12 protein-coding genes and 1 pseudogene are annotated in these 13,789 nt (G+C 65.5%); 6 read left to right on the top strand and 7 right to left on the bottom strand.

Features of this window, described 5'->3' with window-relative positions:
• Positions 1–101 precede the first annotated feature (101 nt).
• The 6 genes from GWK50_RS13615 to GWK50_RS13590 all read left to right on the top strand — a co-directional run bounded on the left by GWK50_RS13615 (position 102) and on the right by GWK50_RS13590 (position 8,731).
• Positions 102–1,727, top strand: a complete 1,626-nt coding sequence (locus tag GWK50_RS13615; protein WP_162016933.1) for a methyl-accepting chemotaxis protein — start codon at positions 102–104, stop codon at positions 1,725–1,727.
• A gap of 328 nt (positions 1,728–2,055) precedes the next feature.
• Positions 2,056–3,423: an MFS transporter gene (locus GWK50_RS13610; RefSeq protein WP_108497932.1), complete on the top strand. Its 1,368-nt coding sequence runs from the start codon at positions 2,056–2,058 to the stop codon at positions 3,421–3,423.
• A gap of 24 nt (positions 3,424–3,447) precedes the next feature.
• Positions 3,448–5,229 carry an acyl-CoA dehydrogenase gene (locus GWK50_RS13605; protein WP_108497933.1) on the top strand — a complete coding sequence of 594 codons (1,782 nt, stop codon included), beginning with the start codon at positions 3,448–3,450 and terminating at the stop codon, positions 5,227–5,229.
• Positions 5,230–5,330: 101 nt separating this feature from the next.
• Positions 5,331–6,080 (top strand): electron transfer flavoprotein subunit beta/FixA family protein, encoded by a 750-nt coding sequence (locus GWK50_RS13600; RefSeq protein WP_108497934.1) that lies wholly within the window; start codon positions 5,331–5,333, stop codon positions 6,078–6,080.
• Positions 6,081–7,013 (top strand): electron transfer flavoprotein subunit alpha/FixB family protein, encoded by a 933-nt coding sequence (locus GWK50_RS13595; RefSeq protein ID WP_108497935.1) that lies wholly within the window; start codon positions 6,081–6,083, stop codon positions 7,011–7,013.
• A gap of 26 nt (positions 7,014–7,039) precedes the next feature.
• Positions 7,040–8,731 (top strand): electron transfer flavoprotein-ubiquinone oxidoreductase, encoded by a 1,692-nt coding sequence (locus tag GWK50_RS13590; protein ID WP_108497936.1) that lies wholly within the window; start codon positions 7,040–7,042, stop codon positions 8,729–8,731.
• An 83-nt stretch (positions 8,732–8,814) separates the two neighbouring features.
• Here GWK50_RS13590 and GWK50_RS13585 read toward each other — a convergent pair whose 3' ends face one another.
• From GWK50_RS13585 to GWK50_RS13555, 7 genes and pseudogenes are all read right to left on the bottom strand, one after another.
• A complete protein-coding gene (locus GWK50_RS13585) occupies positions 8,815–9,006 on the bottom strand; it encodes a hypothetical protein (RefSeq protein WP_108497937.1) in 192 nt (63 codons plus the stop codon).
• 164 nt (positions 9,007–9,170) lie between these two features.
• Positions 9,171–9,482, bottom strand: a pseudogene (locus tag GWK50_RS19915) (AMP-binding protein); the annotation flags it as partial.
• 29 nt (positions 9,483–9,511) lie between these two features.
• Positions 9,512–10,300 carry an enoyl-CoA hydratase/isomerase family protein gene (locus GWK50_RS13575; protein WP_108497939.1) on the bottom strand — a complete coding sequence of 263 codons (789 nt, stop codon included), beginning with the start codon at positions 10,298–10,300 and terminating at the stop codon, positions 9,512–9,514.
• Between the two features lie 105 nt (positions 10,301–10,405).
• Positions 10,406–11,407, bottom strand: coding sequence for a branched-chain amino acid ABC transporter permease (locus GWK50_RS13570; RefSeq protein ID WP_197905016.1), 1,002 nt, complete (start codon positions 11,405–11,407; stop codon positions 10,406–10,408).
• Positions 11,408–11,409: 2 nt separating this feature from the next.
• Entirely contained in the window at positions 11,410–12,282 is an 873-nt protein-coding gene (locus GWK50_RS13565; protein ID WP_108497940.1) for a branched-chain amino acid ABC transporter permease, read from the bottom strand.
• 17 nt (positions 12,283–12,299) lie between these two features.
• A complete protein-coding gene (locus GWK50_RS13560) occupies positions 12,300–13,016 on the bottom strand; it encodes an ABC transporter ATP-binding protein (RefSeq protein ID WP_233250342.1) in 717 nt (238 codons plus the stop codon).
• Positions 13,013–13,780: an ABC transporter ATP-binding protein gene (locus GWK50_RS13555; protein WP_108497942.1), complete on the bottom strand. Its 768-nt coding sequence runs from the start codon at positions 13,778–13,780 to the stop codon at positions 13,013–13,015. The genes GWK50_RS13560 and GWK50_RS13555 overlap by 4 nt, the downstream gene beginning before the upstream one ends.
• Positions 13,781–13,789 lie beyond the last annotated feature (9 nt).

Raw genomic sequence — 13,789 nt, 5'->3', positions numbered from 1 at the left:
GACGGTTGCGTCTGAGTTGCGAGCTCCAGAGCCGGATCCAGCAGTAGCGTTCCATTGTCTATTTTTAGTGCCACGAACTGTGGCGATTTGGGGGACTGTCTATGAGTCAGTTGGCTGCGTGGCTGCCGTCCGTCAATTGGCGGAGCAAGCCGCGCACCTGGAGCAGGAGAGGCGTTGCGGCTGGCCTGGCACTGGGATTCGGGCTGGTGCTGTCATTGCTGATCGGCAGTACTCTCGTCACGTTCTGGCAGATGCACGCCATGCAGCGAGATTCGCGGCTAGCGCTGACGTCCTACACCGACGTCGCAGCCCAGGCGGCCCAGATGCGCAAAAGCATTGACGGCATCTACATCAATGCGCTGTCGGTGATTTTGGCGACCCAGCAGGATGATGCCGAGTTCTATATCCAGGCCGTCCGCCGTGCGCGCGAAGAATACGGCCAGGCCAAGAGCGCATTGTCAGGGGCAACCGGTCGATTTCTTGATGTTCCCGGACTGGCTCAAGTGATGGACAAGGTAGCGGATTCCGAGTCCGCACTGGAGTTTGTCGATCAGGTCCTGACTCGCAAGGCCGTGCTGCCGGCGGATGGCAGTGCCGAAATTGATACCGTGCTGGTTGGTGGGTTCACTGCCAACGTGAAAATGAGCTTCGACGAGTGGGCGCGAAGCGTGGACGCTGCCGTGGACGCGAGCACGGCTGCCGGGCGCTCCCGCTATGCCGAGGCTGAGCGAACGGCATCGCTGGCTCGCGTGGTGCAGCTTGGGATTGCCGTGGTGGCAACCCTGATCGGGGTCACTGCGGCGTGGATCATTGCACGCGGTATCGCGAGGCCTTTGAGTAGGGCAGTGTCGATCGCGAAGCGGGTGGCCAGGGGCGACCTCACGGCCAATATCCCCCGAGGCCAGGGGAGCACTGAGATTGTTGCCTTGATGGATGCCTTGGCGCAGATGCAGGCTTCTCTTGGCCGCTTGGTTGGCGACGTGGTCACGAGTGCCGCAGCTATCGAAACAGCTTCGGATGAGGTGGCCGCAGGCAATGCGGATTTATCACGGCGCACCGAAACGGTGGCGAGCCAACTGCAGCTCACTACTGCCTCCATGAACATGCTGTCCAGTGCGGTATCCGATTCGGCATCGTCCGCCCGCCAAGCCGACGAGATGGTCCGCAGTGCCGCTGGCGCGGCCGGGGAGGGCCGTGAGATCGTCGACCAGGTGATGCTGAGCATGCGGGAAATCAACGCGAAGGCACAACGGATCAAGGAGATCATCGGCATCATTGACGGGATCGCCTTTCAGACCAATATCCTGGCCCTCAATGCTGCCGTCGAGGCGGCACGCGCGGGCGAGCAGGGGCGTGGATTCGCTGTGGTGGCGGAAGAGGTTCGGAGTCTGGCTCGCCGCTCGGCATCGGCTGCCGATGACATCAAGAGGTTGATCGATGCTTCCGTCAGCAGTGTGGCGTCTGGGGGGGCGCTGGCGCAGGATGCGGCGTCTCGCATGAACGGCATCGTCGCTTCGGTTCAGGATGTGACCGAGGCCATCCAGTCGATTTCCTGCGTCGCAGTTGCCCAAAAGGACACCGTGCAGGACATCGCGCGCTCGCTCAACGAAATAGAGCAGGCCACCCAGCAGAATGCTGCATTGGTGGAGGAGGAGGCTGCTGTTTCGCGGGCGCTCAATGACCAGTCGCGCCGTTTGGCGCAGTTGGTCGCTACTTTTGAGACATAGCATATCGTCGCCGTCGCGCGGGAAGACAACTGCGCTATTTCGCCAGACGAATTGCCTAGAGTCGTACGGATGAGCACGCACCGGATGCGCTGGGACTCATTACTCCACATTAGCCTGCAGTTCGACATCTCGCCTTCTAGGTTCTCCTGCTACGGAGGCCTTGAAAAGTTCTCAGAAAGGGGCCGTTGGTCATTTGATCGGGGTGTTTCGTCATCGCGGCTCGCAGCACCGGAACCTACGATTCCTTGCGTGCTCCGGACGATATGGAGCGGTGCGGCGACGACCGCTGCATCCACGATCCAGGGCCAGCCAAATAAAGGAGACAAACATGCACCAGATCGATATGCAGACGCTCGCCGACGAGGCCAAATTCAACGGCTTTCATGTCAAGGTACTTTTGTGGTGCCTGCTGATTCTCATCATCGACGGCTATGACATCGCCGTGGTCGGCATCGCCCTGCCGTCCATCATGCAGCAGATGGGCGTGAACGCATCAACCGCTGGCTTCATGGCCAGCTCGGCCTTGTTCGGCATGATGTTCGGCGCCATGCTTCTGGGCACGCTGTCGGACCGCATCGGCCGACGCTGGGCCCTCTCCATCGGCATCATGCTGTTCAGCGTATTCACTGCAGCCACTGGGTTCACCAAGGACCCCGTCAGTTTCAGCGTGGTGCGCTTCATCGCGGGCCTGGGGATTGGTGGCGTGCTGCCGGTCATCGTGGCGCAGATGGTCGAGTACTCGCCCAAGAAGATCCGCAGCCTGATGACGGCGCTGATGACCTCGGGCTATGCACTGGGCGGCATCCTGGCCGCAGTGTTGGGCAAGCAGTTGATCGGCGAGTACGGCTGGCAGGCCGTGTTCATCGCAGCGGGGGTGCCCGTGCTGCTGATTCCGTTCGTCCTCAAGTTCGTGCCGGAGTCCATGACCTACCTGATCTCGCGCCAACGCAACGACGAATTGGCCGAAGTGGCCCATAGTCTCCAGCCAGGGGTCAAGTACCCGGCGGGCACGCAGTTTGTCGTGCCCTCTGCCGACCGCGTGGCGGGTGCGCCTGTTGCTCGCCTGTTCCAGGACGGGCGGGGTCTGAGCACGGTGCTGTTCTGGGTCGCCTTCTTCTCGGGCCTGTTTATGGTCTATGCGCTCAGCAGTTGGCTGACCAAGCTGATGGCGATGGCTGGCTACAGCCTGGGGTCTGCCCTCAGCTTCGTCATCGCGCTGAACGTGGGTGCCATCGTCGGTGCCGTGGGCGGCGGGTGGCTCGCCGACAAGTTCAACATCAAGTGGGTGCTGGTGGCGATGTATGCGCTGGGCGGCGTGCTGCTGTACCTGATGACCTTCCAGACCTCGACCGAGGTGCGTTACCTGATCATCGGCGCGGTCGGCGCCTGCACCACCGGCGCGCAACTGGTGGCCTATGCCTTCTGCGGGCAGTTTTACCCGATGTCCATCCGCTCGACCGGTATCGGCATGGCCTCCGGCGTAGGGCGCCTGGGCGCGATCGCTGCGCCGCTGCTGATCGGCCAGATCGTCGCGCTGGAACTGCCGCTGGAGCAGAACTTCGTGGTGATTGGCGGTTTCGGAGTCCTCGGTGCCATCGCCCTGGCGTTCATCAAGCACGGCGGCCCTACGTTGGCGGCTCCGCAAGAGACTGCACGAGAACTGCGTCCGTCGCAGCTGACCCCGGAAAGCGCCTGATTGTCATCACTATGGGAATTCACTATGTCTGTCTACACCGCGCCCTTGCGCGAAATGCTGTTCACGATGAAGGAGGTCGGCGGCCTGGACGCGATCTGCGCCCAGCCCGGCTATGAAGAAACCACGCCCGATCTGGTCGAAGCCATCCTGCAGGAGGCAGCCAACTACGCCGCTGGCGTGCTGGACCCGCTGAACCGCCCCGGCGACGTGCAAGGAGCGCGCTGGCACGATGGTCAGGTCACGCCCGCCGACGGCTTTCGCGATGCCTGGGCCAGCTTCTGCGAGAACGGCTGGAACGGCATGCCCGCTGCCACCGAATGGGGCGGCCAGGGCCTGCCCACGCTGGTGTCCACCGCCGTGCTGGAGATGTGGAAGTCGTCCAACCTCGCGTTCAGCCTGTGCCAGATGCTCACGCTGGGCGCGGTGGAAGCCATTGCGCACCATGGCAGCGACGCACTCCAGCGCCGCTTCCTGGCGCCCATGGTCGAAGGCCGCTGGACGGGCACCATGAACCTCACAGAGCCCCAGGCAGGCTCCGACCTGGCCGCGCTGCGCAGCCGCGCCGTACCCGAGGGCGACCACTACCGCGTCAGCGGCAACAAGATCTTCATCACCTGGGGTGAGCACGACATGGCCGAGAACATCGTCCACCTCGTGCTGGCGCGCCTGCCCGATGCGCCGCCGGGCGTGAAGGGGATCTCGCTGTTCCTGTGCCCGAAGTTCCTGATCAACGACGACGGCACCCTGGGCGAACACAACGACCTGGCCTGCACTTCCATCGAGCACAAGATGGGCATCCACGGCAGCCCCACGGCGTCGATGAGCTTTGGCGACGGCGGCGGTGCCATCGGCTATCTGGTCGGCGAGCCGAACCAGGGGCTGGCCTGCATGTTCACCATGATGAACCACGCACGGCTGAACGTGGGCCTGGAAGGCGTGGGCATCTCCGAGCGCGCCTACCAGCGTGCGCGTGCCTACGCGCTGGAGCGGGTGCAGGGCAAGCCGCTGCTCAGTGGCAGCACCGCCATCGCAGGCCACCCGGACGTTCGGCGCATGCTGATGGACATGAAGGCCCGCACCGAGGCCATGCGCGCGCTGGCCTACTTCTGTGCGGGCCAGATGGACCGCGCCGCAGGCCACGCCGACGCGCAGGAGCGCGCGCAGGCGCAGGCTCTGGTCGGCCTGCTGATACCGGTGGTCAAGGGCTGGTGTACCGACAGCGCGCAGGGCATCACGTCCGATGGCGTACAGGTGCATGGCGGCATGGGCTACGTCGAGGAAACCGGCGCTTCGCAGCACATGCGCGACGCGCGCATCACGACCATCTACGAAGGCACCACGGGCATCCAGGCGAACGATCTGATCGGCCGCAAGCTGGCACGCGAGGGCGGGCGCACGCTGAAGGCGCTGCTGTTCCGCATCGACGGCGATGCGCGCCGACTGGCCGAGGCGCCCGATGCCGTGCTGGCGCAGATCGGCAGTGCCCTGGCGGCTTCGGCCCGTGCGCTGCAAGAGGCGACCGACTGGCTGCTGGCCCACGACGCTCAACCCGCGCAGTGCGCGGCGGGCGCCGTGCCCTTCCTGCGGCTGGCGGGCACCGTGATCGGCGGCTGGCTGTCGGCGCGCATGGCCGAGGCCGCCACGGCGCAGCTCACGGCGGGTGCGGGCGACGCGGGCTTTCTCGGTGCCAAGCGCGCCACGGCCAGCCATTACGCTGCGCACGTCCTGGTGCAGGCGCCGATGCTGCGCGACATCGTCATGCATGGCGCAGACAGCACGCTGGCCCTGGCGGACGATCAACTCTGAGCGTGAAAGAAAAGATGAACGACCAGGACGGCTACGACGTTGCCGCGCGCGAACAACAAACCGTGCCCCTGGTAGCTTGAATCCCGAAAGGAAACCCTCCCATGAAAATTCTCGTCCCAGTCAAGCGGGTAGTCGATAAGGACATCAAAGTGCGCGTCAAGAGCGACGGCACGGGCGTGGACATCGCCAACGTGAAGATGAGCATGAACCCCTTCGACGAAATCGCCGTCGAAGAAGCCGTGCGCCTGAAAGAAAAGGGCGCCGTCACCGAAGTCATCGCCGTCTCCTGCGGCGACGCCAAGTGCCAGGAAACCCTGCGCACCGCCATGGCCATCGGCGCCGACCGCGGCATCCTCGTCGAATCCGACGCCGAACTGCAGCCCCTGGCCATCGCCAAGCTGCTCAAGGCCCTGGTGGACAAGGAACAGCCCGGCCTCATCTTCCTGGGCAAACAGGCCATCGACAGCGACGACAACCAGGTCGGCCAGATGCTCGCCGCCCTCACCGACCTGCCCCAGGCCACCTTCGCCAGCAAGGTGGAAGTGGCCGACGGCAAGGCCACCGTCACCCGCGAAGTGGACAGCGGCCTCGAAACCCTCTCCATCACCCTGCCCGCCGTCGTTACCGCCGACCTGCGCCTGAACGAGCCGCGCTACGTCACCCTGCCCAACATCATGAAGGCCAAGAAGAAGCAGCTTGACACCTTCAAGCCCGAGGATCTGGGCGTGGACGTCGCCCCGCGCCTCAAGACCCTCAAGGTCAGCGAACCGCCCAAGCGCGGCGCAGGCGTGAAGGTGGCCGACGTGGCCGCCCTGTTCGAAAAACTCAAGAACGAAGCGAAGGTGATCTGAATGTCCGTACTCGTCATTGCTGAACACGACAACGCATCCATCAAGGGCGCAACCCTCAACACCGTCACCGCTGCAGCAGCCTGCGGCGGCGACGTGCATGTACTGGTAGCCGGTGAAGGCGCAGGCGCCGCAGCCGCTGCCGCCGCACAAATCGCAGGCGTCGCCAAGGTCATCCACGCCGACGGCGCCAGCCTCAAGGACGGCCTGGCAGAAAACCTCGCCGCGCAAGTCCTGGCCATCGCCAGCAACTACAGCCACCTGCTGTTCCCCGCCACCGCCAGCGGCAAGAACGTCGCCCCCCGCGTCGCCGCCAAGCTCGACGTGGCCCAGATCAGCGACATCACCAAGGTGGTCAGCGCCGACACCTTCGAGCGCCCCATCTACGCAGGCAACGCCATCGCCACCGTGCAAAGCGGTGATGCCACCAAGGTCATCACCGTGCGCACCACCGGCTTCGACCCGGCAGCCGCCACCGGCGGCAGCGCAGCCGTCGAAACCGCAGCCGCCGTCGCCGACGCAGGCAAGAGCAGCTTCGTGGGCCGCGAAGTCAGCAAGAGCGACCGCCCCGAACTCACCGCCGCCAAGATCATCGTCTCCGGCGGCCGGGCACTGGGCAGCAAGGAGAAGTTCGACGAAGTCATGACCCCCCTGGCCGACAAGCTGGGCGCGGCCATCGGCGCCAGCCGCGCAGCGGTGGACGCGGGCTATGCCCCCAACGACCTGCAAGTGGGCCAGACGGGCAAGATCGTCGCGCCGCAGCTGTACATCGCCGCAGGCATCTCGGGCGCCATCCAGCACTTGGCAGGCATGAAGGACTCCAAGGTGATCGTGGCGATCAACAAGGACCCCGAGGCGCCGATCTTCAGCGTGGCCGACTACGGGCTGGAGGCCGACCTGTTCGCGGCCGTGCCGGAACTGGTCAAGGCGCTGTAAGAGGCGCTTGTCACCGTGGACCCCCCATGACGAACGAAGAAATCCTCGCCCAGTACGGCCCGCGCGAATCCATGGAATACGACGTGGTCGTGGTCGGAGGCGGCCCGGCGGGCCTGTCCACCGCGATCCGCCTCAAGCAACTGGCAGCCGAGAAAGGCCAGGACGTATCGGTGGTGGTGCTGGAAAAAGGCTCCGAGCCCGGCGCGCACATCCTCTCGGGCGCCATCATGGACCCCAAGGCGCTGACCGAACTCATCCCCGACTGGAAGGCCAAGGGCGCCCCCTTGAACCAGCCCGTCACCGACGACGCCTACATCTTCCTGTCCGAGAAATCGGGCTTTCGCGTCCCCAACGTCTTCCTGCCCCCCTTCGCGCACAACCACGGCAACTACATCGTGCGCCTGGGCGACGTGACCAAGTGGCTGGGCGAGCAGGCCGAGGCGCTGGGCGTGGAGATCTTCCCCGGCTTCGCCGCCGCCGAGGTGCTGTACAACGATGACGGCTCGGTGAAGGGCGTGGCCACCGGCAACATGGGCATCGGCAAGAACGGCGAGCCGACCGAGAACTTCCAGCTGGGCATGGAACTGTTGGGCAAGTACACCGTGTTCGCCGAGGGCGCGCGCGGCCACCTGGGCCGCCAGTTGATCGCCAAATACCACCTGGACGAAGGGCGTGACCCGCAGAGCTTCGGCATCGGCGTCAAGGAGTTGTGGGAAATCGACCCCAAGAAGCACCAGCCCGGCTTCGTGATGCACACCGCGGGCTGGCCCATGGAGAACGACACCTACGGCGGCGCCTTCCTGTACCACCTGGACGACAACAAGGTGGCCCTGGGCTTCGTCACCGGCCTGGGGTACAAGAACCCGTACCTGAGCCCCTTCGAGGAGTTCCAGCGCTGGAAGACGCACCCGAACGTGCGCTACTACTTCGAGAACGACAAGGGCGAGATCACCGCCAAGCGCCTGTCCTACGGCGCACGCGCCATCAACGCCAGCGGCATCAATGCGCTGCCCAAGACCATCTTCCCGGGCGGCGCGCTCGTGGGCTGCGATGCGGGTTACCTGAACGTGGGCCGCATCAAGGGCAGCCATGCCGCCATCAAGACCGGCATGCTGGCGGCGGACGCCATCTACGACGCCGTCACCGCAGGCCGCCAGCACGACGAACTGAAAGCGTACCCCGAGGCTTTCGAGAAAAGCTGGCTCTACACCGAACTGAACAAGGACCGCAACTTCAAGAACTGGTTCAAGTACGGCCTGACCACGGCCACGCTGATGAACGGCTTCGAGCAGTTCGTGCTGCGCGGCCACATCCCCTGGACGCTGCACCGCGACAAGGCCGATCACCAGTACTTGAAGCCCGCGGCGGAGTGCAAGCCCATCGTGTACCCCAAGCCCGATGGCAAGCTGACCTTTGACCGCTTGAGCAGCGTGTTCATCAGCAACACCAACCATGAGGAGAACCAGCCCGCGCACCTGACGCTCAAGGATGCGAGCGTGCCGGTGAACATCAATCTGGCCAAGTACGCAGGTCCCGAAAGCCGCTACTGCCCGGCGGGTGTGTACGAGTTCGTGAAGAACGACGACAACACCGAGCGGCTGCAGATCAATGCGCAGAACTGCGTGCATTGCAAGACCTGCGACATCAAGGACCCGACGCAGAACATCGTGTGGGTGACGCCTGAGGGCGGGGGCGGGCCGAATTACGCGGGGATGTGAGCGGCTGCACTTCGCTACGGATTCAGTAGCTGCCAGCGCAGGACCCATAAGCGCGGGAAGGCAATTGAACCTAAAAACCGCAGTTACCCGTCCCCTGCGAGCGCCGTTGGAGGCGGCTGCGGGCCGCTGCCCGGTGCGATGCGCTCGCTGACGTAGCGCACCAATGCAGCCCAGGGGTCGCTGCCCCTGAACTGCTCCGCAATTGCCCGAACATGGCGTAAAGCCGCGCCCACATTGGCGATCAGCCGTTTGAGCAGCTTGCGCTGGGCATGCATGGGCGTCAGGTACAGGGTCGTCGCGCCTGCAAGCGTGCGGGCTGAACCTGGCGTGCGTCGGCCGTGCCGCGCGGTTGCTCGACCAGTTCGTTGCATTGCGCCAAGCCTGTGGCGCCCAGGGGGTGGGCCTTGGAGAGCAGGCCGCCGGAAGGGTTGGCGACGACCTTGCCGCCGTAGCGGTAGCCGTCAACGGCCAGCAAGACCTTGGGCGCTATCTGATGGACCCGATCCAGCGCGCTGTGCGTGCCCATGTCAGGGGAACACATCGACCAGATCGCGCCGATGCTGGCGCAAGCCAGGAAGGCCACGATGGTTTCGGGAATATTGGGCAGGTAGGCCACCACCCGATCACCTTCGACGACGCCCATCCGGCGCAGCCCCGCAGCCATGGCCGCGACCTGGCGGCGCAACTCGTCCCAGGACACTGCGTCCAGTCCGTCCCGTGCCTCAGAGCGCGCGAGGATGGCTGACTTACCAGGACGATGCTGCGTGTGATTCACACCGGTCAGCGCCCGATAAACTGCGGCGTCCGCTTTTCGACGAAGGCGCGAACTGCCTCCAGAGAATCCGCAGTTTTCGAGGCCCGGTGCATCTCGGCCGCCTCCAGCCTCAAGGAGGCCGCCAGATCACCCTGGAAGGCCGCGAGTTGCAGGCGCTTGGCGCCCGCATAACCTTGCGTCGGGCCGGCCGAGAATTGCACCGCCATGCGCCGCGCTTCCTCCAGCAGGCTCTCGCCGGGAACCACTTTCTCGACCAATCCCCAGGCCAGGGCTTCGTCCGAAGTCACTGCGCGATTGGTCAGGATCATGTCGCGTGCGCGCCGCCCGCCCACTGCGCGCGGCAGGAGCCAGCTGATGCCAAGATCCCCTGGGTATCCAAGGCCGGTATGGGCCGCCACAAACTTCGTTCCATGGGCGGCAATCAGGTAGTCAGACGCCAAGGCCAGCGCGAGACCGCCCCCGGCGACCGCGCCTTGTACGGCGCAGACCACCGGGAACGGCAGGCTGGCGAATTGGGGAATCATGCTTTCGGCCACACTCAACTCGTCATCGACCAGGGTGGACAACGCATCGCCTGCGGCCACCATTTCGTCGATGTCGCCGCCGCAACTGAACATCCGGCCCTCGCCGCGCAGCAGCAACGCCCGAATCGAGGCATCGCGTTCGACATCCGCAATGACGCCAGCGAGCAGGTTGATGACCGACCTGCTCAGCGCATTCTTTTTCTGGGGCGCATTGAGGGTGATGGTCGCAACAGCGCCATCCTTTTCGAGAAGGATCGGATTTCCAGACATGTTGACGTTCCTTGATGGGTCACGATTTCAGGCGCCAGCGCGGCGACCGAAGCGGTGCTGACAACGGCGCCGTGGTCGCCGCCAACACTGGGAAAGCGCTTACGGTCAGGCGGATGAAGAAGAACTTGCTCGGCTGCGCCAAAGGGCCGTAATCCAGCCGCTCACACCATTGGGTGCCAGGAATACCACCGCGAGCAGCGCGAAGCCAAAAATCATCCACGGGGCGGATTGCGACACGCTCTCGGCCAGGTTGGGCGTGAGCACGATGAAGGCAGCACCCAGGAAGGCGCCCCACAGGCTGCGCACCCCACCCACGAAGCTGCCCACCAGCAGGGACACCGACAGCAGGAAGGGGAAGTTCTCGGGCGCGACGAACTGGCCTGCCACCACGCTCAGGGCACCGGCCAGGCCGGTGAACGCCGCGCTGAGGCCGAACATTTGCGTGCGCAGGGCAGTGATGTTGAGCCCGCCCGCCGCCGCCGCGAGTGGCTGGTCGCGCGAGGCGTCCACCAGGCGGCCGAACTGTGCGCCGAGGATCCGCCGCGCCAGCAGGAAGGCGCACAGCGCGCAGGCCGCGGCGCAGGCCATGATGGCCCAGTCCGCCCGGTCGGCCAGCATGCCTGGGAACACGGGCTTTTCCAGCACGATGCCCGCCACGCCGCCGGTCAGCCACTCGATCTTCTTCCACTTGAGCGCCTGCGGCGTGACCACCGCCACCGCGAAGGTGGACAGCGCCAAATAGAGCATGGGCAGCCGCAGCGCAGGAAAGCCGAAGAGGAAGCCGGCCCCGAAGCACAGCAGCGCCGCCACCGGCACGCCCACGTAGAACGGCCAGCCCAACTGGTGCGAGAGCACCGCCGCCGCATAGGCGCCGATGGCGAAGAAGGCGCTGTGGCCGAGCGAGATCTGGCCCGTGTACCCGGTGAGCAGGTTCAGGCCCATGATGGCGATGCCGTAGATCAGTACCTGGGTCATCACGTACAGCGGGTAGCTTTGCCAGCCGAAGGACCAGGCCAGCAGCGCGAGTCCGGCCACCGGGGCCGCCCAGCGCAGCCAGGCGGGCGTTGGCGCCGAGCGGGGGGTGAGGGGGGTGTTCACGGTGCTCATGCTCACACCCTCACCTGGGCCGTCTTGCCGAAGATGCCCGCAGGCCGCAAGACCAGCATCGCGATGATCAGCAGCATGATGCAGGTCAGCTTGAGGTCGTTGCCGACCACGTAGGCACCCAGCAGGTTCTCCAGCACCCCGATGGCAAAGCCCCCGGCCACGGCGCCCACGGGGCTGGCGATGCCGCCCAGCAGCGCGCCCGCCAATGCGTAGATCAGCGGCCCCATCATCATCGACGGCTCCAGGAACACGATGGGCGCGGCCATCAGCCCCGCCACGGCACCAGCCACCGCAGCCAGGCCCCAGCCCACGGCCAGCACTTTGTTGGTGCTGATGCCCGACAGTTCCGCCGACGGCGCATTCACCGCCACCGCGCGCATCGCCAGGCCGAAGCGCGTGAAGCGGAAGAACACGAACACCGCCGCCAGTTCGGCCAGGGTGACGAGCAGAACGCCGACCTCATGGGCCGAGAGATAGGGCTCGGCACGGCCAAGGACACCGCCGAAAGGCGTGGCGAACTCCAGCATTTCATGCCCGAACAGCCAGCCGACCAGGCTGTTCAAGATGATGAGCAGCGCGATGCTGGCCGCCACGACCGAGAGCACCGGCTTGTGCCGCAGGGGCTGGAAGATGACCCGCTCCAGCGCCAGCCCGAGCAGGAAGGCACCCACGACCACGACGGCGAAGGCTACCCACCACGACGCGCCAGCCTGAACCAGCGCCCAGCTCATGTAGGTGGAAAACATCGCCAGTTCGCCCTGCGCGAAATTGACGGACGAAGTGCAGCGGTAGATGAGCACGAGCGCGATGGCCAAGCTGGCATAGATGCCGCCCGCCGCCAGGCCCGAAGCTATCTGGTGAAGAAATGCTTGCATGGTGAACCTTTGTTTGTTCAGTGGCCGAGGTAGCTGCGGCGCACGGCGTCGTCTTCGCGCAGCTCGGCAGCGGTGCCCTGGGCGGTGATGCGTCCGCTTTCGAGCACATAGGCCCGGTTGACCAGGTTCAGCGCAACCTGGGCGTTCTGCTCCACGATGAGGGCCGTGAGGTGCTCGGTTTCGCGCAACTGGTGCAGGAGTTCGTAGATCTCCTGCGTCACGCGCGGCGCGATGCCGAACGAGGGCTCGTCCAGCAGCAGCATCTTGGGGCGCATCATCAGCGCGCGGGCGATGGCCAGCATCTGCTGCTCGCCGCCGCTGAGCGTGCCCGCCGCCTGCTTCGCGCGGCTGGACAGCTTGGGGAACAGCGTCTGCATGCGGGCGATGTCCTGCTCGATGCCGTCCTTGTCGCGGCGGTGGATGGCGCCCACGCGCAGGTTCTCCAGCACCGTCAGGTCGCCAAAGGTGCCGCGCCCTTCCGGTACGTGGGCAATGCCCAGCGAGGCGATGGCGGGCGCGGCCATGCCGATGATGTCCTGGCCCTCGAAGCGCAGCGTGCCCGTGGCCGTCACCTGCTGGTGGCTGATGGCGCGCAGGATGGAGGTCTTGCCCGCGCCGTTGGCGCCGAGCAGCGCCACCATCTCGCCTGCCTGCACGTGCAGGTCGATGCCATGTACCACCGCCGTGCGGCCATAGGCCACCGCGAGGTTGCGGATTTCAAGCCGTTGGGTCACAGCACACCTCCCAGATAGGCATCGAGCACGGCGTCGTTGTTGGCCACCTCCTCGGGCGAGCCCTGGGCGAGCTTGCGGCCAAAGCTCAGCACCGCGAGGTCGGAGCAGGTTTTCATCACGAAGCGCATGTTGTGCTCCACGACCACCATGCTCAACTTCAACTCTTCATGCAGGCGCAGCAGCACCTCGCGCAGTTCATCGACCTCGCCAGCGGTGAGGCCAGCGGCAGGTTCGTCGAGCAGCAGCAGCTTGGGTCGCGTCACCAACGCCCGCGCGATTTCCACGCGGTGCTGGATGCCCACAGGCAGCTCCGCCACGCCCCGGTCGGCATACGCGGACAGCCGCAGCGTGGCCAGCGCCGCGTCAGCCGAGTGCGCGATTTCTTCCTCGGCGGCGCGGACGGCGGGCGTGCGCAGCGCGGCGCCCAGCATCGACACCGGCAGCCGCGCATGCGCGCCCACCATCACGTTCTCGCGCACCGTGAGCGAGGGGTAGAGCGCCACGTTCTGGAACGTGCGGCTCAGGCCCAGCCGGGCGACACCGTGGCGCGGCAGGCGCGTCAGTTCGGTGCCTGCGAAGCGCACGCTGCCGTGTGTGGGCCGGTACAAGCCGCTGATGCAGTTGAAGCAGGTCGTCTTGCCAGCACCGTTCGGCCCGATCAGGCCGAAGATGCTGCCCTCGGGCACGTCCATCGAGAAGGCGTCCAGCGCGACGACACCGCCGAAGCGGATCGTCAGGTCGCGTACGGAAAGAATGGGTTCCATCGCTGCGCT

Source organism: Acidovorax sp. 210-6 (assembly GCF_010020825.1).
In the GTDB taxonomy this organism is placed as follows: domain Bacteria; phylum Pseudomonadota; class Gammaproteobacteria; order Burkholderiales; family Burkholderiaceae_C; genus Simplicispira; species Simplicispira sedimenti.
The sequence above is the reverse complement of the archived record's forward strand: the minus strand, read 5'-3'. Positions and strand labels throughout refer to the sequence as shown.

Excerpts from the sequence above, each read along its gene's own strand:
- GWK50_RS13615 (WP_162016933.1), top strand. The coding sequence starts at position 102 with ATGAGTCAGTTGGCTGCGTGGCTGCCGTCCGTCAATTGGCGGAGCAAG.
- GWK50_RS13595 (WP_108497935.1), top strand. The coding sequence starts at position 6,081 with ATGTCCGTACTCGTCATTGCTGAACACGACAACGCATCCATCAAGGGC.
- GWK50_RS13575 (WP_108497939.1), bottom strand. The coding sequence starts at position 10,300 with ATGTCTGGAAATCCGATCCTTCTCGAAAAGGATGGCGCTGTTGCGACC.
- GWK50_RS13600 (WP_108497934.1), top strand. The coding sequence starts at position 5,331 with ATGAAAATTCTCGTCCCAGTCAAGCGGGTAGTCGATAAGGACATCAAA.
- GWK50_RS13585 (WP_108497937.1), bottom strand. The coding sequence starts at position 9,006 with ATGCATGCCCAGCGCAAGCTGCTCAAACGGCTGATCGCCAATGTGGGC.
- GWK50_RS13610 (WP_108497932.1), top strand. The coding sequence starts at position 2,056 with ATGCACCAGATCGATATGCAGACGCTCGCCGACGAGGCCAAATTCAAC.
- GWK50_RS13565 (WP_108497940.1), bottom strand. The coding sequence starts at position 12,282 with ATGCAAGCATTTCTTCACCAGATAGCTTCGGGCCTGGCGGCGGGCGGC.
- GWK50_RS13590 (WP_108497936.1), top strand. The coding sequence starts at position 7,040 with ATGACGAACGAAGAAATCCTCGCCCAGTACGGCCCGCGCGAATCCATG.
- GWK50_RS13570 (WP_197905016.1), bottom strand. The coding sequence starts at position 11,407 with ATGAGCACCGTGAACACCCCCCTCACCCCCCGCTCGGCGCCAACGCCC.
- GWK50_RS13555 (WP_108497942.1), bottom strand. The coding sequence starts at position 13,780 with ATGGAACCCATTCTTTCCGTACGCGACCTGACGATCCGCTTCGGCGGT.
- GWK50_RS13605 (WP_108497933.1), top strand. The coding sequence starts at position 3,448 with ATGTCTGTCTACACCGCGCCCTTGCGCGAAATGCTGTTCACGATGAAG.